This window comes from Niallia laureatilytica, from assembly GCF_046613985.1.
Lineage (GTDB): Bacteria > Bacillota > Bacilli > Bacillales > Cytobacillaceae > Niallia.
In genome coordinates, this window is the sequence record NZ_JBKKHP010000002.1 from 584570 (window position 1) to 604533 (window position 19964).

Annotated in this window: 20 protein-coding genes; 14 read left to right on the forward strand and 6 right to left on the reverse strand. The window is 38.1% G+C overall.

Annotated features, from left to right (window positions below; all coding sequences use genetic code 11):
- Positions 1 to 37: 37 nt before the first annotated feature.
- A complete protein-coding gene (locus tag ACLIJJ_RS07975) occupies positions 38 to 2173 on the forward strand; it encodes an EAL domain-containing protein (protein WP_411410749.1) in 2136 nt (711 codons plus the stop codon).
- A gap of 97 nt (positions 2174 to 2270) precedes the next feature.
- Here ACLIJJ_RS07975 and ACLIJJ_RS07980 read toward each other — a convergent pair whose 3' ends face one another.
- On the reverse strand, positions 2271 to 2978 hold the full coding sequence (locus ACLIJJ_RS07980) for a C39 family peptidase (protein ID WP_233314617.1): 708 nt from the start codon (positions 2976 to 2978) through the stop codon (positions 2271 to 2273).
- Between the two features lie 209 nt (positions 2979 to 3187).
- On the opposite strand from ACLIJJ_RS07980, the gene ACLIJJ_RS07985 reads away from it, so the two are divergent.
- Both ACLIJJ_RS07985 and ACLIJJ_RS07990 read left to right on the forward strand, forming a co-directional pair.
- Positions 3188 to 4405 carry an EAL domain-containing protein gene (locus tag ACLIJJ_RS07985; RefSeq protein ID WP_233314616.1) on the forward strand — a complete coding sequence of 406 codons (1218 nt, stop codon included), beginning with the start codon at positions 3188 to 3190 and terminating at the stop codon, positions 4403 to 4405.
- Between the two features lie 175 nt (positions 4406 to 4580).
- Positions 4581 to 5201, forward strand: coding sequence for a DUF3993 domain-containing protein (locus tag ACLIJJ_RS07990; RefSeq protein WP_411410750.1), 621 nt, complete (start codon positions 4581 to 4583; stop codon positions 5199 to 5201).
- Between the two features lie 58 nt (positions 5202 to 5259).
- Here ACLIJJ_RS07990 and ACLIJJ_RS07995 read toward each other — a convergent pair whose 3' ends face one another.
- The gene (locus ACLIJJ_RS07995; RefSeq protein ID WP_233314614.1) at positions 5260 to 5493 is read right to left on the reverse strand and encodes a glutaredoxin family protein; all 234 of its coding nucleotides are present in this window, start codon (positions 5491 to 5493) and stop codon (positions 5260 to 5262) included.
- Between the two features lie 265 nt (positions 5494 to 5758).
- Here ACLIJJ_RS07995 and ACLIJJ_RS08000 point away from each other — a divergent pair, with 265 nt between their 5' ends.
- The 6 genes from ACLIJJ_RS08000 to ACLIJJ_RS08025 all read left to right on the forward strand — a co-directional run bounded on the left by ACLIJJ_RS08000 (position 5759) and on the right by ACLIJJ_RS08025 (position 9866).
- Positions 5759 to 5995, forward strand: a complete 237-nt coding sequence (locus tag ACLIJJ_RS08000; RefSeq protein WP_127734982.1) for a YkuJ family protein — start codon at positions 5759 to 5761, stop codon at positions 5993 to 5995.
- Between the two features lie 121 nt (positions 5996 to 6116).
- A complete protein-coding gene (locus ACLIJJ_RS08005) occupies positions 6117 to 6260 on the forward strand; it encodes a hypothetical protein (protein WP_233314612.1) in 144 nt (47 codons plus the stop codon).
- Positions 6261 to 6329: 69 nt separating this feature from the next.
- Complete coding sequence (gene cbpB, locus ACLIJJ_RS08010; RefSeq protein WP_233314611.1) at positions 6330 to 6764, forward strand: cyclic-di-AMP-binding protein CbpB; 435 nt, start codon at positions 6330 to 6332, stop codon at positions 6762 to 6764.
- A 133-nt stretch (positions 6765 to 6897) separates the two neighbouring features.
- A complete protein-coding gene (gene ccpC, locus ACLIJJ_RS08015) occupies positions 6898 to 7812 on the forward strand; it encodes a transcriptional regulator CcpC (protein WP_233314610.1) in 915 nt (304 codons plus the stop codon).
- Positions 7813 to 7926: 114 nt separating this feature from the next.
- Complete coding sequence (gene dapD / locus ACLIJJ_RS08020) at positions 7927 to 8637, forward strand: 2,3,4,5-tetrahydropyridine-2,6-dicarboxylate N-acetyltransferase (protein ID WP_233314608.1); 711 nt, start codon at positions 7927 to 7929, stop codon at positions 8635 to 8637.
- Between the two features lie 95 nt (positions 8638 to 8732).
- Positions 8733 to 9866 carry an N-acetyldiaminopimelate deacetylase gene (locus tag ACLIJJ_RS08025; RefSeq protein WP_267913303.1) on the forward strand — a complete coding sequence of 378 codons (1134 nt, stop codon included), beginning with the start codon at positions 8733 to 8735 and terminating at the stop codon, positions 9864 to 9866.
- Between the two features lie 60 nt (positions 9867 to 9926).
- Here the strand turns inward: ACLIJJ_RS08025 and ACLIJJ_RS08030 are convergent, their stop codons facing one another.
- On the reverse strand, positions 9927 to 10784 hold the full coding sequence (locus ACLIJJ_RS08030) for a mechanosensitive ion channel family protein (protein WP_251644612.1): 858 nt from the start codon (positions 10782 to 10784) through the stop codon (positions 9927 to 9929).
- A 275-nt stretch (positions 10785 to 11059) separates the two neighbouring features.
- Here ACLIJJ_RS08030 and ACLIJJ_RS08035 point away from each other — a divergent pair, with 275 nt between their 5' ends.
- The 5 genes from ACLIJJ_RS08035 (at position 11060) to ACLIJJ_RS08055 (ending at position 16686) form a co-directional block, all read left to right on the forward strand.
- Positions 11060 to 11602: a peroxiredoxin gene (locus ACLIJJ_RS08035; protein WP_411410751.1), complete on the forward strand. Its 543-nt coding sequence runs from the start codon at positions 11060 to 11062 to the stop codon at positions 11600 to 11602.
- Between the two features lie 60 nt (positions 11603 to 11662).
- Positions 11663 to 12121 (forward strand): TlpA family protein disulfide reductase, encoded by a 459-nt coding sequence (locus tag ACLIJJ_RS08040; RefSeq protein ID WP_233314604.1) that lies wholly within the window; start codon positions 11663 to 11665, stop codon positions 12119 to 12121.
- A gap of 199 nt (positions 12122 to 12320) precedes the next feature.
- Complete coding sequence (locus ACLIJJ_RS08045) at positions 12321 to 14066, forward strand: ABC transporter ATP-binding protein (RefSeq protein ID WP_237941156.1); 1746 nt, start codon at positions 12321 to 12323, stop codon at positions 14064 to 14066.
- A gap of 22 nt (positions 14067 to 14088) precedes the next feature.
- Positions 14089 to 15915 carry an ABC transporter ATP-binding protein gene (locus tag ACLIJJ_RS08050; RefSeq protein ID WP_233314601.1) on the forward strand — a complete coding sequence of 609 codons (1827 nt, stop codon included), beginning with the start codon at positions 14089 to 14091 and terminating at the stop codon, positions 15913 to 15915.
- Positions 15916 to 16026: 111 nt separating this feature from the next.
- Positions 16027 to 16686, forward strand: coding sequence for a potassium channel family protein (locus ACLIJJ_RS08055; protein ID WP_233314599.1), 660 nt, complete (start codon positions 16027 to 16029; stop codon positions 16684 to 16686).
- Positions 16687 to 16726: 40 nt separating this feature from the next.
- On the opposite strand, the gene rnjA is transcribed toward ACLIJJ_RS08055, so the two are convergent.
- From rnjA to def, 3 genes are all read right to left on the reverse strand, one after another.
- Positions 16727 to 18394: a ribonuclease J1 gene (rnjA, locus tag ACLIJJ_RS08060; protein ID WP_233314598.1), complete on the reverse strand. Its 1668-nt coding sequence runs from the start codon at positions 18392 to 18394 to the stop codon at positions 16727 to 16729.
- Positions 18394 to 18606, reverse strand: coding sequence for a DNA-dependent RNA polymerase subunit epsilon (locus ACLIJJ_RS08065; RefSeq protein WP_233314596.1), 213 nt, complete (start codon positions 18604 to 18606; stop codon positions 18394 to 18396). Before ACLIJJ_RS08065 ends, rnjA begins: the two co-directional genes overlap by 1 nt.
- Positions 18607 to 19275: 669 nt before the next feature.
- Positions 19276 to 19830 carry a peptide deformylase gene (gene def, locus ACLIJJ_RS08070; protein ID WP_251644610.1) on the reverse strand — a complete coding sequence of 185 codons (555 nt, stop codon included), beginning with the start codon at positions 19828 to 19830 and terminating at the stop codon, positions 19276 to 19278.
- Positions 19831 to 19964: the final 134 nt, after the last annotated feature.

Below are 19964 nucleotides of genomic sequence, written 5' to 3' on the forward strand. Positions count from 1 at the left end.
CGAAAAGCAATAAAAGAAGTAATTAAGGATGATACAAATGAACGGATTTTTTGAGAGTATTAAGGACGAACAGCATCTAGACCCTAATATGAAAATAGAGAGAATCATATTTGAAATCATTTTTAATCATGTTAATGATCTGGTATATATCATGAAGGCAGAGCCTGGTCCTGTTTTTCGCTATGTATTTGCCAATAAGGCAGGCTATATTCACGCGAAGCTCACACCTGATTATATCGGGAAATCATTGCAGGATGTTCTGCACCAAGGTGTATATGGTGGCCTGCAGCTAGAATATGAAAAGGTGTATGCGGAAAAAAACATCCATGTATTCTCTGATGAAGTTATGTTGCCAGAAGGAATTAAAAGATATGGTGAATCTGTCTTAACACCTATACTGGATAAAAATAGGGATGTTAAATTCATCGTTTCTGTTACTAGAGATGTGACAAAACTGCAGGAAGAAAAGCAGAGACTGATTGAAAGAGAGCAGGAAATTCGTTCCATCGTCGATCATAATCTAGACGCCATTTTAGGGATTGATTTAAACGGCTTGGTCCAAACGATTAATCCGGCAGCTGAAAAGTTAATGGAATATCCTTTAGACAAAATAAAAAACAGGTCAATCTTTGATTTAATAGAAGAAGTAAGCCATACATCCTTTAAGGATCAAGTTAGGAAATGCAGGTTGACTCACCTATCTCAGTCACTCGACAGCATGCTGAAAATGAAGAATGGCCAAGTACTTAATGTTCATATTAAAATCATCCCCATTCTAATTAGTAGTACTGCAAAAGGGATGTATATCATTTTAAGAGATATGTCTGAGAAAACAGAGACTGCCGAGAAAATTAGATATATGGCTTTTCATGATCAACTGACAGGTCTGTATAACAGACGCGCTCTTCTGGAAGATTTAAATATTGAAATAAACAAGGCGACTAAAACCGGCCAAGAAATCGCGCTATTGACAATTGACCTTGATCGGTTTAAATACATTAATGACACATTTGGCCATATTGTCGGCGACCAGATATTGATAAAGGTTGCTGAAAGACTGTTAGAATTCAATAACCAAGATTGCCATGTTTACAGGCAAGGCGGAGATGAGTTCATTATTATGCTATCTAACACAACAAGGCAGAAAACGAGCGCCTTTGCTCAAGCAATTTTGTCGAGGTTTGCCAGCTCTTTTTATCTAAATTCACAAGAATATTATATAACGCCAAGTATCGGCATCAGCATGTATCCTAACGATGGGAAGGATGAAGATACACTTATCAAAAATGCGGATGAAGCACTTTTCCGAGTGAAGGAAAGAGGAAAAGCTCATTCTCAATTTTACCGGTCTGATATGAATGTCGCTTTAACAAATATCGTAACATTGGAAACTAACTTGCGAAAAGCGGTGCAAAATAAAGAACTGACCCTTTTTTATCAGCCGCAGATTGATTTAAAAACTCAGAGTATTAAAAGTGTTGAGGCGTTGCTGCGCTGGGATAGCCCTGTCCTTGGAATTATTTCTCCAGGTGAATTCATCCCTCTTGCAGAGGATACTGGACTTATCATCCCAATTGGCAACTGGGTGATTGAAACAGCTTGTCAGCAAATCAGCAAATGGTTGAAGTCATTTAATGATGGTATTCGAATTGCCGTCAATATTTCACCAAAACAGTTTGAACAGCCGAATTTTGTTGATATTATCAAAACAGCCATTATAAAAAATGATATTCCGCCGCACTTGCTGGAAATTGAAATAACAGAAGGGGCTATGCATAATTCTAAAGATGCTATTCCTATCCTTCGGAAATTAAAGGAGCTTGGGGTTATTATTTCTGTTGATGATTTCGGGACAGGATACTCCTCACTCAGTTATTTAAAACAATTTCCGATTGATATTTTAAAAATTGACCAATCATTTGTCAGAGATGTGCTAAAGAATGTAAAGGATGCGGCTATAATTACAACCATTATCCACTTAGGAGAGAATCTGGGCATGGATGTCATTGCAGAAGGAGTAGAAAGCCGGGAGCAGGCTGATATTTTAAAGGCAGCTAACTGTCATAAAGCGCAAGGATTTTATTATTCCAAGCCGCTCCCTGCTGAGGAAGTTGAACGTTTTTTACAAACAAAAATCAGCATTAATAACAGGAATGAACTACCTGGTTTGTGAATAAAATGATAGTGGATTATAGGAAACATAGGCAGGGAATCTGGCTATTCTCTTGTTTTTAACGGCCATCCTTGGATATTTCCGAGGATGGCATTCTTTATCTATAGCTGACAGCTCTATGCTTTAATGCTGCCCAAGATTCAATAAATCGTGACTTGCTTACTTTTACTTTTTTTCTTCCTGACAGTGGATCGTTTAAATAAACATATTTATCATCATACCCAACGAGGACAACAGCGTGCAAATCAAGCGGTGTTTTGATTGTTCTGCCATTATGCTGCCATGATTCCCATCTGTCTGGTAGTCGGTAGTCTCCAGTAGTCCATACTACAACGGGGTATCCGTCAGAAACATGCTTTTCAACAGCGGAAAAAGAAAGGTTAGTTAAATTAACGGCCCTTTCAGGCAAATAATTATTTACTAAATCTTCTATTGGCTGGTCAAACACAGCGTAGCCGCTCGTTTTGCCTGTCATATCTCCTACAAACCCTACAGCCGGGTCACCCCAGCTTATGATGTCCCCTCGTTTTTTAACAAGAGGGTCAGTATCCTTAGATACCTTTTTATATAAATCCATTTTCGTTACTTTCACCCCAGCATATTGCAGTACCATAGCAAGACTTGTGACTTCACACCCATATTTAAGCTCAGGGTTTTGCTTGATCAGCGGCACATTAAGCATGATGGACCTTTTCTGCGTGGAGGCAGCGTGTGTTTTTTGACTTAAGGCAAATTCCATTCCTATTTGTGATTGTTGGAAGCAAGTGATAAGCACCAACAGAGATAAAAGTCTAAATATACGCATTAGCAACCTACTTTCGATTGCCGGCTCCTATGGTAATTAGGATATGTGTTTATTTCCTGTTTATAAGTATCAACACTTTCCAGTTGAATGAACGATTTGCTTATATGCTCAATATTCAAAATAAATACGTTTCATGGCTATATTAAAGGGAAAAAGTCTAAATTTTTATGGTATAATAAGTCATTATTTATAGGGAGGCTGATCAAAATATGGACGCTTTAGATATTTTGACAGATCTAGATAATGTCATCCCTTATTTCCAAGCCATTTTTAGTGCTGACGAACATACCGTTATTGGATATGAAGTATTAGGAAGATATACTGGAATAAATGGAACAGAAAGCTTAGGCCCGTTTTTTTTAGATGAGTCGATTCCAGAAGAGTATAAAAATGAAGTAGACAAAGTAGTGCTAACAAAAGCATTAGACAGAGCGATAGAGCTTGATGATAATTTCCTGCTATTTATCAATCGTGATGCAGATCTTCTTATGTATGATGACGGCGAGGATTTCTTGCAAATGCTTATGTCTTATGAAGAAAAAGGCTTTGATTTAAATCGGATTGTACTGGAGATATCGGAACGAAATTATACCGGACAATCAGAGCATCTCGATCATTTGCTTGTCTACTATCGAACATTTGGAATTAAAATCGCTATTGACAAAATGGGAAGCGAAAGCAGTTATGTTGACAGAATTGGAGAACTGGCTCCTGATATCCTGAAAATTGACCTTTTGGCTCTTCGTTCCACTTCCACTTCCCATATGTACCAGAATGTTCTCTATTCCTTATCAATGCTTGCTCGAAAAATAGGGGCGAACCTTTTGTTTGAGAATATTGAAATGGTACATCAGCTGCAATTTGCTTGGAAAAACGGCGGCAGATTTTATCAAGGCTTTTATTTGCATCATCCAGAAGAACATTTTGTGGAACCAACCATCCGGCAAGCCAAATTAGGGGCAGAGTTTCATGAATTTATCTCTTATGAAAAGAAAAAGCTGACATCAATCCTTCAATTAACAGATAAATTTCAAACGAAACTTCATGAGTTGCTGCAGAAATATCGTAAATATTCAAGCTATGAAGAACTGTTAAAGAACTTGTCTAACGAGTTGACAGATGTAGCCTTTAGAATGTATGTCTGTAATGAAGATGGATTTCAAAAATCAGCCAATATTTTTTATGATAACAGCAATTGGGTACTGCAAAGGGAGTATGTTAATAAAAACTGGAGCTGGCGCCCATATTTTCTCGAAAATATCATTAAGATGCAAAATGAAAAAAAGGGCATCTTATCGGACTTGTACAGTGATATTGAAACAGGCGGGACAGTCAGAACATTCTCCTATCCTCTTGATGCTAACGAATTTCTTTTTATTGATCTGTCCTATAACTTCCTTGATAAGATGGAAGTGCTTATTAATTAGACCCGCTATGGGTCTTTTTTATTTTGGGTGTCAATCTTTAGTTATTTCGGTTGTTTTTCGGGTATATGTATAATATCGCAGAAAATTGTCAAAGCATTACAGAATTTAACGAACGAAAAATCGAATACTGTGAATAGATTATTGTTATCATTAGAAAGAGAAAGGGGAGACGGCAATGAAGAAAACGATGCTTTGCATTTTTTTATTAATACTTGCCTTTGGAAATGCCCAATTTACCTATGCTATGGAGAAGGACAAGCTGTCTGAAAGAAAGGATGTACTCTTATTTTTAGAGGAAGCCTTTCATGCACAGGTACATTTAAGTGAAAAGCACAGAGAACTCTCTGAAGTTAACTCATTGTTAACACCGTATTTTTCTGACGATTATATTAATAAGTTTCTAAAAGCAAATCTAGTCAAAGAAAACGGAAAGTATATAATCTACGGCAGTGATTTTGCACCATACTATATTCCGTACTTTCAGTTTTCAGAAAATACAGAAATAGATATTGATTCTCAAAAGATTTATGTATACGAATATTTTGAATCACCAGATGATGGCCCCCTATATTATGAGGACCACTATGAAGGAATGCTACTGGAGAAAATAAATGGTCAATGGAAAGTATCAAAGCAGATTTCCGATGAAGAAATAACGAAGTATTTGTCAAAGAATGCGAAGAATGAAAATAGTGAAGTGGAAAAAGTGTCTAGGTTGAACAAACTTGCAGACTTACAAGTTTTCGCACAATTAAAAGTCATCTTTAGTCTTCCTTTTGCACAAAATGGACGATAAATAATGGGAGTTGTTTGCATATTAAAAAGCTGTACCTTGTTGGTACAGCTTGCTTTCTTTAAAATTTAAGAACCTCTTGCAGCTTGTCATGGTCAAAACCGGCAATAACTGTTTCACCGATTACAAAAGTAGGAGTAGAAAAGCATTGATATTTTTGCACAAGCTCTTTTCTAGCTTTGGCATCTTTCTGAATATCCCTCAAATCCAGTTCAAATCCCTTTTCCCGTAAAAACGTCTTCGCATATTCACAAGGCGGGCAATCAGGCTGTGTATACATCGTTATTTTTTTCAAAAAAAATTGCCTCCATCTATCTGAAAATTTCGCTATCTATAATAAATATATTGCCTAATCATAGCACATTTTAAGGGTCTGAGAAAAAAGATTTGCTCATTCTTCAATTTTACTTGGACAAACACTCCGCAATATTTTATTCTGTTATTATTGGCATTTACACAAAGCAAGAACGCTTGCTTTAATTTAAAGGGAAAGTGTATAGAAACATGCTAATAGTTAAACCTATAAGTAATATATGGGTTTGTTTGAAAGGAGAGAGAGCATGTCACAGCTTCAAGGCATATTAACACGTTTAAAAAATTTACAAGAACAATCAACAGGGGGAGAACCTTCCCAACGTTTTTTTGAGGTAAACGGCGAAAGAAAATGTCAAGTTACATTCCATCCTAAAACAGAAACGTATGAGTTGGAAGTATACAATGATAAAGAAAAGCCAAAAAGATATCAATTTGACAATATCGATATGATTACAATCGAAATCTTTGATCTTATTCAATAATCACTAAAAAGGAGCCGTATTCTTACGGCTCCTTTTTCTGTCATTAATCCTTGCATAATTGCTTAAATAAATTAACAGTCTAATAACAGAGTCACTCTAAAAGAAAGGAGATGGAGTTTGCATGCAGATTGCAGTAACATGCCCTGAATGTCAGCAACAGGAGTTGTTAGAGAATGTACTGACAGCCCAATCAAATCAGAATGTCATCTACACTTGTCCTAACTGTGGTTTTAATCAGCGCAATATCGAAACGAGCAAGGGTTAAATGAGCAAATGGCCGAAAACTATGGTAAGATAGTGGAGTAGAAAATAAACTATTGAGGAGTTTTCGGCTATGACCAGCATACACAACGGAGAATTTTTAGACATTACGGTGAAAGAATTAATGATTCCTTCAGAGCGTGTTGCCCATGTGCAAGTTGGTAATAATTTAGAACATGCCCTTTTAGTACTGACAAAAAGCGGCTATTCTTCCATACCGGTTTTAGATCCCTCCTACAAGCTCCATGGTTTGCTGAGTACGCCCATCATTATGGACAGCATACTCGGACTTGAGCGGATTGAATTCGAAAAGTTAGAGAGCATTAAAGTGGAAACAGTAATGAACACAGTTGTTCCTAGAGCAAATTCAAATACATCATTCAAGGATATGATGGAACTTTTAACGGATAATCCCTTCATTTGCCTGGAGGATAATGAAGGCTATTTTGATGGCATTTTGACAAGAAGGTCTGTGTTAAAAAGGCTGAATACGTTTTTGGAAATATAGAGAGTTTTTTCATGGCTTCGTTTTAACGTGCTTCCTTAAAGTTATTCCCCCTACGTAACACATCTGTTTATTCCATCTAATTGCAATACTGCTTACCCGGCAAAAAGAACAACAGGAAAAAGAAGGGAAATATATGTCAACAATATCTGAGCTGCAACTATTAAAGGTCCTTGCCCAAGAGATGAATATGAGAAAAGCTGCAGAAAAGCTGTTTGTGTCTCAGCCTGCCCTTTCACAGCGGCTGCAAAATATTGAGAAAGAATGGGGCGCCAAATTGTTTATCCGATCCCAAAAAGGGCTTTCTTTAACGGCAGCAGGAGAACTTGTTGCGCAGTTTGCAATAGAAACAATAAGCAAGGAAGATAGTGTAAAAGAGTCCATCCATGCGTTAAAGGGAGAAGTTCATGGAACTTTAAGTATTGCAGCCGCCAGCATTGTCGGACAGAACTGGCTGCCTGGAGTGCTGAAGGAGTTTATTAAGACATATCCCCAAGCTAAAGTATCATTGATCACTGGCTGGAGCAGCGAGATTTTAAAATCGATGACTGACGGCAGCATTCATCTTGGCATTATCCGGGGAAGTGCTGATTGGAAAGGGGCCAAAAAGCATTTGTTTGACGATCCCCTATATTTGGTTGACAGCCAAATTTCCAGTTTGGATCAGCTGATGGATACTGACAGGCCGTTTATTCAATTTAAAAGCGATTCGAGCTATTATGAGGAAATCCAGGAATGGTGGCACAGACAGTTTCCTGCGCCTCCCAAAAATACAATTTATGTCGATCAAATCGAAACATGCAAGCAATTGACCTTTAACGGAATAGGCTACAGCATACTTCCAGCCATCGCTCTTAAAGAGGCGAATCAAAACCTCTTTCAAGTGCCTTTGCTCGATGAAAAAAATCAACCGATTTTCCGAAGCACGTGGCTGATTGGCTATGAGGCGGCGTTTCAATTAAAGCAAGTGCAGGCATTTTTTGAAATTATTGAAGAGTATGTAGCTGGAGAAAAGCGGGCGATAAGAGAAGGAAATATTCACCCGCAGTGAATGGCTAAAAGGCAGGCAGAAAGATAGACTAACCGTTATTTTTGCTTGTCTTCTATGCTTTTGTTTGGTAAAGTAATGCTTAGTGTTATATATACATATTGGAGGTAACTAACAATGAAAATGATGGATGCAAATGAAATTATTTCATTTATTGCAAATAGTACAAAATCTACACCTGTAAAGGTTTATGTTAAAGGAAACTTATCTGAAGTTAACTTTGGCGAAAAGATTCAATCTTTCATCAGCGGAGATGCAGGGGTTGTATTCGGTGAGTGGTCTGATATCAATGAAGTGATTGAAGCTAACAAAGGCAGCATCACTGATTTTGTAATCGAAAACGACCGCCGCAACTCAGCGATTCCTCTATTGGACATGAAAAATATTAAAGCTCGTATTGAGCCAGGCGCAATTATTCGCGACCAAGTAGAAATCGGTGATAATGCTGTTATCATGATGGGTGCTGTAATCAATATCGGCGCAAGCATCGGTGAAGGTACAATGATCGATATGGGTGCGATTCTTGGTGGACGAGCTACTGTCGGAAAAAACAGCCACGTAGGTGCAGGCGCAGTTCTTGCTGGTGTTATTGAGCCGCCATCTGCTAAGCCGGTTATCGTTGAAGACGATGTTCTTATCGGTGCAAACGCAGTTGTAGTTGAAGGTGTTACAGTTGGAAAAGGTGCTGTCGTTGCAGCAGGAGCAATCGTTCTTGAAGACGTTCCGGCAAATACATTGGTTGCAGGAGCTCCAGCACGCATCATCAAAGAAATCGATGAGAAGACAAAATCTAAAACAGAAATTATGCAAGAGCTTCGTAAACTATAATGTTAAAAAAAGCGTGGAAACTTCATTCCGCGCTTTTCCTTTTAGCCTGCAATTTATAAGCAGGAGCTATATTTACATTAAGCTGGAGGAGAGAAATGGTGGCAAATACAGACTATGTACAAATCAGAAGAGAGCTGCACCAAATCCCTGAACTTGGGTTTCAAGAATTCAAAACACAAACATATCTGTTAAATTATATTCATGCATTACCTAGCGAGCGGATTGAAATAAAGACTTGGAAAACCGGGATATTTGTAAAGGTGAAAGGCAGAAAGTCTGCAAGACTTATCGGTTATCGTGCGGACATTGACGGTTTGCCGATTACCGAAGAGACAGGCCTTCCCTTCAGCTCTAGTCATGAGCAGGCAATGCATGCATGCGGACATGATTTTCATATGACAATTGCCCTCGGTGTATTAACAAATATAGTGGAAACTCCAATTGATGATGATATGCTGTTTATTTTCCAACCGGCAGAGGAAGGGCCCGGCGGTGCTGAACCAATGCTGAAAAGTGACATCATGCAGGAATGGATGCCTGATATGATCATGGCCCTGCATGTGGCACCAGAGTATCCTGTCGGCACCATTGCAGTGAAACCTGGTCTCTTGTTTGCCAATACTTCAGAGCTTTTCATCGATCTGAAAGGTAAAGGAGGGCATGCTGCCTATCCGCATCAGACGAATGATATGGTTGTAGCGGCTTGTTCCTTAGTAACACAGCTGCAATCAATTGTAGCAAGAAATATCGATCCTCTAGACAGTGCTGTCGTCACAATCGGTAAGATTACTGGAGGCACAGTTCAGAATGTTATCGCAGAGTCAGCGCGATTAGAAGGGACGATGCGGACGCTTTCTGCTGAATCCATGACCAAGGTTAAGGATAGAGTTAAAGCGCTCGTTAAAGGAATTGAAGCAGGGTATGAATGTGAATGTACAATCGATTTTGGAAGCGGATATTATCAAGTTTATAATGAAGAAGCAGTCACGAAAGAATTTATGGACTTTATTAGACAAAACACAACGATTGAGCTGATTGAATGCAAAGAAGCAATGACAGGTGAAGACTTCGGTTATATGCTGAAGGAAATCCCTGGTTTTATGTTTTGGCTTGGTGTCCATTCTCCATATGGTCTTCATCACAGCAAACTGAACCCAGACGAAGATGCATTGCAAACTGCTATTACTATGATTACTTCCTACTTACAGTTTAAAGGCAATAACAACTGAGCAAAAAAAATCCTCAAAGACTAAAGTGTGCATTTCAGTCTTTGAGGATTTTTAGTTTATTTACTTATTGCCGTTTTCTAAAGCTAAACTTGCCGGTGATGGCAATTTAACTCCTTTTTCCTCCAATGTTTCCTGAACTCTTTGCCGCAGTATTCTTTCGACACCCCATTGCTCATTATTAAGTGTTTTGGCAATAATGCGGATAGTCAAGCTTGTCCCAGCAAACGATTGAATACCAATAACATTCGGACCATCTGTGATTACATCACTTTCCTTACGGATAGTATCACAAACATCCTGGAGTATTTCCAAACAAGCCGGGATGTCATTGTCATTAGAAATAATAACGTCAACAAGTGCCTGCATATCTCCCCTAGAGTGGTTACTTAAAATTTTAATTTCCCTGTTAGGTATGAAATGAAGGGTGCCATCTGGAGAACGGAGCTGTGTTGTTCTTAGTCCGACTTGTTCCACAGTGCCTGAGAAGGTGCTTGTAGTAATAGAATCACCGACATCGAGCTGTTTTTCTAATAAAAGAAAAAAACCTGTGACAATATCACTGACAAGTCCTTGGGCACCAAAGCCGACGGCAAGACCAACAATACCAGCACCAGCAAGGATAGCAGTAGCATCAATCCCGAATGTTTGAAGAACAGTGACTGCCAAAATAAAAATAAGGATATAGGACAAAATATTCTTGGTTAAACTTTCTAATGTTGAAGCTCTCCCTGTTGAGATGGAATGCTTCTTCATATAAGAATCAAAAAGCTTGGATATAAATAATAAGCAGATTTTTTTGATGATAAAATAGAGACAGAATATCAGCAGCAGCTTAAGTAAAATTAATCCTGTGCTGACAAGGAGATTTGCCCAATTGAAGTTTATAAAATAATCTTGCATATCTGTAATTGTATTCATACTGCACTTCCTTTATATGTATTGCTGCTATTAAAAACTTTTTTAATGTATTCCCTAAAAAATAAATTGTAAACTTTTTGGCTGACTAATTATTCCTAAGTATTTTAACCGATTTTTGTAAAAATATTATTAATAATTATTATTAATTTATATTTAATATTACGTGTATTTGACTGGTGAAAATATAGTGTTTATAATTAGAATAATAAGATTATTCTGTTCGTCTCGTTACTAAGTATTCTCAATTAAATCAGTTTTTTTGGAGGTAATTAATAATGCCGGAACGTATGGTAGGCAAGCAAGCACCAAAATTTGAAATGGAAGCAGTATTAGCAAATAGAGAATTTGGAAAAGTTAGTCTCGAAGAAAATATGAAAAATGACAAATGGACAGTACTGTTTTTTTATCCAATGGACTTTACCTTTGTATGTCCCACTGAAATCACTGCACTTTCTGCCCGTTATGACGAGTTTGAAGATCTTGATGCAGAAGTAATTGGTGTTTCTACAGATACAATACATACTCATTTAGCGTGGATTAAAACAGATCGTAAAGAAAATGGGCTAGAGGACGTAAACTTCCCGCTGGCAGCAGATACGAATCATGTAGTATCAAGAGAATACGGCGTTCTGATTGAAGAGGAAGGGATTGCTCTGCGCGGTTTATTCATCATCAGCCCTGAAGGGGAATTGATGTATTCAGTTGTGAATCATAATAATATCGGCCGAGATGTTACTGAAACATTGCGCGTACTCCAAGCACTGCAAACAGGCGGACTTTGCCCGGCTAATTGGAAGCCTGGCCAAGCTACTCTATGATCTGGTTAAAGAATAAGAGAATATATACTTAATGGAGAACCAATTGGGGGAGAAATCAAAATGAAACTACGAGAGCAGATGCCTGAATTAACAGGTGCCACAGCATGGCTGAACAAAGAACAATCAAAAGCCGATTTGATTGGTGACAAACCAACTTTGATTCATTTTTGGTCTGTAAGCTGCTACTTATGTAAAGAAATAATGTCCCAATTCAATGCGTTTAGGGACGAATACAGTGAAAAGCTTCATTTTATCGCCGTGCACATACCAAGGGTAGAGCAGGATTTAAATATGGATACAATCAAAGCAACAGCTGAAGAATATGGCATAACACAGCCAATTTTTATAGATAATGAGCATAAACTTGCTGATGCCTTCGAAAATGAGTATGTCCCTTCCTATTATGTATTTGATCTGACCGGTGAATTGAGACATTTCCAGGCTGGCGGAAGCGGTATGAAAATGCTGGAGAAACGTGTGAATAGAGTGCTTGATGAGCCGATTAAGAAGGGTGATTAAGCAAATTTAAAAAGCATAGATTTTAATCTATGCTTTTTATTATGCAGTAAAAAAACTTTGAATCATTTTGATTTCAAAAAATTGCTAAAAATCTTATAAAAGCAGTAGATTAATATTTCGAAAACCGTTATATTAATAGTGCAACTTTTTTTGCTCTTAAAAAATGGAGTCTGTTAGGGAAGAAGAGGGGGAGCGGTATTTGGAGACATTTCAGAAGTTAAAGTCGTATTATTTGCCGTTTAAAAAGTATTTTATGGTTTCGATTTGTTTTTTAATTGTGGTGACTGGCATTACCGTTGTGTATCCGATTATTTTGCAGATCACCATCGATGAAGTCGTATTGCAAGGCAAGTATGATTGGATACCGTATTTGTCAATCGGATTTATCGGGGTGATGATTATTAAAGGAATTGCAACATATATTTACCAGTACACAGGTGATATGTTCGGTATCAGCTCTGTGTACTTATTGCGGAATGGGTTATACAAAAAGCTGCAGTATTTGCCTTTTTCCTATTATGATAATGCAAAAACTGGTGATCTGATGTCGAGGCTGACAGCAGATGTAGAAGGATTCCGCTTTTTCTTATCAGCAGGCTTCTCTGAGCTGATCCGTTTTATCTTGTTAATCGCAGTAAGCTTTACTGTAATGCTGAATTACTCTGTATCTTTAACGTTTGTAACTTTGGTAACGCTTCCGTTTTTAGCTGTAGTTACATACAAGTTCGATAAAGCAGTTCATCCTGCGTTTAGAGGAATCAGGAAATCCTTCGGTGTCCTCAATACAAAGGTGCAGGAAAACATCAGCGGCATTAATACAGTGAAATCACTTTCCAGAGAGGATTTTGAGGTCGGAAAGTTTAATAGAGCGAACGGTGACTATAAAGATCAATATTTATTCACTTCAAGTATTTGGTCAAAATACTTCCCATTAATGGAGTTTCTGGGAAATGCCAGCATTGTCCTGCTTATTTCTTACGGCGGATATTTAGTTATTGAAAACAAGCTGCAGCCAGGTGAACTTGTGGCATTTTACAGTCTGCTTGGGTATATTATGTGGCCAATTATGAACTTGGGATTTGTTGTTAATCAGTTTTCCCAGGCAAAGGCCTCTGGTGAAAGACTTTTAGAAATTTTGGAAAAGGACTTTATTATCGAAGATAAACAGGATGCTAAATATGCACAAAAGCTGGTTGGGGAAGTGGAATTCCGCAATGTCAGCCTTAAGTATGCAACAAAAGAAGGTTTTGCCCTACAGGACATCAGCTTTTATGCACAACCTGGCAAAACAATCGGCCTGATCGGCGGAACAGGCTCCGGCAAAACAAGCATTACCCAGCTGCTGACAAGATTTTATGAAGCAACAGAAGGCGTTGTTCTTGTTGACGGGCATCATGTGGAAGAGTATGAGATTGAGTCGCTTCGGGGCAATATCGGATTAGTGTCACAAGAATCGTTTTTATTCTCCTCTTCTATTAAGAGCAATATTGCATATGGCAAACCGGAAAGTACAATGGAGGAGATTATCCATGCTGCTAAACGGGCTCAAGCACATGATTTTATTATGGAGCTGCCAGACGGCTATAATACAATGCTTGGGGAGCGCGGTTTAGGACTGTCTGGAGGGCAAAAACAGCGTATCGCTATTGCGAGGGCTATTTGTATTAACCCTAGTATTCTTATTTTAGATGATGCAACAAGCGCAGTTGATATGCAGACGGAATTTACTATTCAGAAGGAACTGAAAGAAGTAATGGACAATAAAACGACCTTTATTATTGCCCATCGGATTTCGTCTATTAAGCATGCTGATGAAATAATCGTGCTTGATGAAGGGCGGATTGTAGAAAGGGGCTGTCATGAGGAGCTAATTACCCAAAATGGGCAGTATCGAAGAATATATGATATTCAATTCCAAGATAAAAAAAAGATAATAAATGCTTAGGGAAGCAAGGGGGTAAGAAACTTTGAGTAAACAGAAAACGGAAAATAAAGATACCCTAATTTTAAACAGGTTTGAATATACGACAGAAGAAGTAATTGAAAAGCCGTTTAACTGGAAGCAAATGTGGCGCTTGCTGAGCTATATGAAACCATATCAAAAAAATCTATTGCCGTTGTCCATTATCACTGTTTTGATAACAACAGCTGTAAGGCTGATAATTCCAATCCTGATTGGTGTTTATGTCCTCGATCAAGCTATCACAAATAAGGATGGCAGCCAGTTGACAACATTTGTACTGCTAATCGGAGCGATGTATGCCGTTTCCTATGCAGCCAATTTCTATCGAATCAAATGGATGAACGAATTAGGTCAAAAGGTAATCTATGATTTGCGAAAAGGCCTATTTACACATGTGCAAAAGCTGTCACACCGGTTTTTTGATGAGCGGTCTGCCGGTTCTATACTTGTTAGAATATTAAATGATATTAATTCCCTACAAGAGCTATTTACAAATGGTGTTATCAACCTATTAATGGATATCATATTACTGATTGGAATTTTTGTAATCCTGCTAACATTAAGTCCAGAACTGGCTTTAGCTGTATTAGTGGTCATTCCTGTCATGTTCTTTATCTCTACAGCGTTAAGACGGAAAATCAGGAAATCATGGCAAATTGTTCGGCTTAAACAATCTAAGCTGAACTCGCATTTAAACGAGAGCATTCAAGGAATTAGGGTTACCCAAGCTTCTACTCAAGAAAAGCCAAATATGATGTTCTTCGATGGCTTGAACAATGAAAACTTTGAGAGCTGGAAAGATGCTTCTAAGCAGAATGCTATGTTCCGTCCGTTTGTGGAAATTACCAATGCCATTGGTACAGCAGTACTCATCTGGTATGGAGCCTATTTAATCCAGCACGGAATGACAATAGGTGTTTTTGTTTCCTTTGCGTTTTATTTAGGAATGTTCTGGGAGCCAATATCCCGACTAGGCATGGTATATAACCAGCTTTTAATGGGAATGGCTTCCTCGGAGCGGATATTTGAATTTTTGGATGAGAAGCCAAATGTTTCAGAGGCGGACGATCCTGTCACCCTTCCAGAAATGAAGGGGCAAGTTTGCTTTAAAGAGGTGGAGTTTGCTTATACAAGTAATCGCAAAGCTTTAAATGGAATTAATTTGACCATTCAAGCTGGTCAGACAGTTGCTCTTGTTGGCCATACAGGTTCTGGAAAAACCACTATTGCCAATTTAATCAGCCGCTTTTACGATCCGACAAAGGGAGAAATTTTCGTAGATGGTATCGAAATAAAAGACATCTCACTGAAATCGTTACGAAGTCAGATCAGCATTGTGCTGCAAGACACATTCATCTTCTCAGGAACCATTATGGAAAATATTCGCTTCGGCCGACCTGATGCAACAGATGAGGAAGTGATTTCTGCGGCGAAGGCAATCGGAGCTCATTCATTTATAGAGGCATTGCCTAAAAAGTATGAAACAGAAGTAGAAGAACGAGGGAATATCTTATCTGTCGGCCAAAGGCAGCTTTTATCCTTTTCAAGAGCACTTTTGGCTAATCCACGCATATTAATTTTAGACGAAGCGACAGCAAGCATTGATACAGAAACGGAAGTCAAAATCCAAGAAGCATTAAAGACCCTACTAAAGGGAAGGACTGCCATCATGATAGCACATAGACTTTCTACGATTCGAGATGCGGATAAAATAGTTGTTCTTGACCACGGCAGCATAATGGAAGAAGGCTCACATGAACAATTGATGGAACAAAACGGTATATATTATCATCTCGTAGAAGCGCAATTTAAGATGTTAAATGCAGTATAGATCTTAAAACGAAAATGGTATTCCTTTTAGTGACAGTATGGGTATAGCTGGTAAAATAGTAGCTGTTCCTTTATTATTATAGAATAAGGTACTAAAACTGGAGGAAATACAGTGAAAAAGGAATTTGCAGTAATCGGACTTGGCCGCTTTGGCGGAAGCATATGTAAAGAATTAATGGAGCTTGGTATGGAAGTGATGGTCATTGACAAAAATGAGGAACGTGTCAATGAGTATGCTAATATTGTGTCACATGCAGTTGTCGGAAACTCTGTAGATGAAAATGTACTGAAAAGCCTAGGCATTCGAAATTTCGAGCATGTGATTGTGGCGATTGGCGACGATATCCAGGCGAGCATTTTGACGACGCTTATCTTAAAGGAGATGGGTGTCAATAACATTACCGTTAAAGCCCAAAATGATTATCATGAAAAAGTGCTAAAGAAAATTGGCGCAGATTCAATTATTCATCCAGAGCGGGATATGGGGAAAAGAATTGCCCATAATATCGTTTCTAATAATGTCCTCGATTATCTCGAGCTGTCTGACGAACATAGTATTGTCGAAATCAAATCTAGCAGCCGTTTGGCGGGACATACAATGGTTGATCTTGATATCCGTGCCCGCTACGGTATTACAATTGTAGCTATCAAGCGAGAAAATGATATCATTGTTTCTCCGCAAGCGAATGAACCGATAAAAGAGGATGATGTTCTCATCGTAATTGGGGCCGATTCTGATATTAACCGGTTTGAGAAAAAAGTAATGTCCTAAATAAAGAAAAGAGGTCAGCGATTAAGCTGGCCTCTTTTTATTAAACTTCCATAATGATAGGAAGTATCATTGGTCTTCTTTTTGTTTTTTCGTATAAGAATGGAGATAGGGTATCAATAATCTCGTTTTTAATTTCAGACCATTGCGTTGTTTTACGCTCCATTACTTTGTTTAAATGCTTGTTAATCAATGATTGCGCATCGTTGATTAAGTCGCCAGATTCTCGCATGTATACAAAACCTCTGGAAATAAGGTCAGGTCCAGCGGAAATTTTGAAGTCCTTCATATTAATGCTCACTACGACAACAACAAGGCCTTCCTCTGAAAGAATGCGGCGGTCGCGCAAGACGATATTGCCGATATCTCCGATGCCGCTTCCATCAATGTAAACAGAACCGGACGGAATTTTCCCTGCTACCTGTGCTGTATCGCTTGAAAGAGCAAGCACTTCACCATTATCCATGATAAAGCAGTTTTCTTCTTCCACACCGCAGTCAATTGCTGTTTGTGTGTGGATTTTTTGCATTCTGAATTCTCCGTGAATAGGCATGAAGAATTTAGGTTTAATTAATCGCAGCATAAGCTTTTGCTCTTGCTGTCCGCCGTGACCTGATGTATGAATATTGTTTAAAGGTCCGTGGATAACTTCGGCACCAGCGCGGTAAAGCTGATTAATTGTTTTATTGACACTTAATGTATTCCCAGGAATCGGGGAAGATGAAAAGACAACTGTATCTCCAGGTATGATCTGGATTTGGCGATGTGTGCCGTTGGCAATTCTAGACATCGCTGCCATCGGTTCTCCCTGGCTTCCTGTACATAGAATCGTTACTTGATTTGCAGGTAAACGATTGATATGGTGCGGTTCAATAAACGTTTCTTTCGGAGCTTTAATAAACCCAAGCTCAAGACCAATATTGATTGCAGCTTCCATGCTACGTCCAAACACGGCAACTTTACGGCCAAATTCTACTGCTGCATCTGTAACTTGCTGCAGTCTGTAGATATTTGAAGCGAAAGTCGCGAAAATCAAACGTCCGTCTGCTCTGCGGAAAATATCTTGAATGCTTTCGCCGACTTTTCTTTCAGACATAGTGAAATTCGGCACTTCACTGTTTGTGCTGTCAGACAGTAGGCAAAGCACGCCTTCTTTTCCAATTTCAGCCATTTTTGTTAAGTTCGCAGGTTCGCCGACAGGAGTAAAGTCAAATTTAAAGTCTCCTGTATGAACGATTTGCCCTGGCGGTGTCTTAACGACAATCCCGTAAGAATCAGGGATACTGTGTGTTGTCTTAAAGAAGGAAACAGATGTTTTTCTAAACTTAATCACATCATCTTCTTTAATTTCATGCATAGTTGTTTGTCTTAATAATCCATGCTCTTCAAGCTTATTGCGAACAAGAGCAAGAGCAAGCTTTCCGCCATAAAGAGGAATATTTACTTGTCTAAGCAAGTAAGGAATACCGCCAATATGGTCCTCGTGACCATGTGTAATGAATAATCCTTTAATTTTATCTGCGTTTTTCACAAGGAAACTATAATCAGGAATTACATAATCGATACCGAGGAGCTCGTCCTCAGGAAACTTAATTCCAGCATCAATAAGTATAATTTCATCTTGGAATTGCACACCGTATGTGTTTTTACCGATTTCCCCTAGTCCACCTAGAGCAAATACAGCTGTTTGATCGTTTTTAACAAATTTCATTATTCAATCTCCAATACTGTAAAATCTTCATTTTGTTTTTCATAGTCTAGGTAAGCTCCATCTACTGGGCGTACAAATTCAATATTGTAAGGTTTTTCAGCTAGTTTAGTACGGACATCTCTTTCTGATATACCTTCAACGTAAATTGTTTTTGTTTTTTCTCTTACTGGTACCTCTGTTTTTAATTCTTGGAAGTAAACTTTATAAACCATTTGAATCGCTCCTTAAAAAAATATTATCTAATTTTTATTATATAAAAGATTAACATGTTTTTCATGTTTTTCTATATAGAAATCGCTTTAATGTAAAGATATGTAAATTTGTGGGTTTCAATCTTTCCTGAAATCCTGCTTATTTTAGAACAATGATAATCGTATCATAGCATTATTTTCCCATAAATAATATAGATGAAACAGATGTTCACAAGCAAGTCCATGAAAAAAATAAAAGGCCCAACCCTCTGATAAGTGTACATGCATATAAAGGGCCATTCGACAGCCGTGCTTTATATACGTGTTGGCAAAATGAGGTCAGACCCTAATGGAACAATCGGTTAGTTTTTAAGCAATTGTTTTTTTACGCAACAAATCTTTCCACTGTCTACGAAGCTTTTGACGAAGCTTTTTTAACATAGTGGATCATCTCCTTACTTCCTATTTTAAACCATTCTTGTACAAAGTAAAGCCTTGCTTCTTAGTATATGGTGTATTTTGTCCTGAAAAGAGAAAATTATGTCTATAGTGGAGAATATTATAGGAGGAAAATTAGTAATGACTCTATATTGTTAGTATATGTAACACTAGTTAAATCTTTTATGTCAGGAGAGGTTTTTTTGAAAATGGGCGACAGAAGGCACTGCCTAATAGCAGCGCCTTAACCCATTATCTATCAATTGGAATCGCGTTTTCAACCGGTGTATACGGAGCTTCTAAATTGATATGGTCATAGAACATAACACCGTTCAAATGGTCAATTTCGTGCTGGAAGACGATAGCAATAAGTCCCTTAAGACGCAGCTTTATCTCCTTATTATCAAGGTCGACTCCCTTAACAGTGACTCTAGCATATCGCGGCACGAAACCAGGGATGGTCTCATCCACAGACAAACAGCCTTCGCCGCCAGTTAAATAAGACTTTTCAACAGAATGACTGATTATTTTAGGATTAAACAAGCAATAGCTGTAAAGTTTTCCATCCTCATCTTTAGCATGAACGGCAATCATGCGTTTTGGAACATTAATCTGTGGTGCTGCAAGGCCCACACCGCCCCTTAAGCCATACTTTTCAGCTTTTTCAGGGTCTTGGCTATTTATTAAATACTCCATCATGCTTTGTAAAATCTGTTTGTCTTCCTCGCTGGCAGGCAGAGAAACTTCTTCTGCTACATTTCTTAATGTCGGATGACCGTCACGAATGATATCCTTCATCGTTATCATACTGATCACGTCCTTTTGCATACATAAAATGATAAATACGAATATAAGTCTAACAGACAAATGCTAAAAAGTTAATCTTTTGGAATTCATCCAAAATTATATGAAAAATAAAATACTAGAATAAGTAATATAAA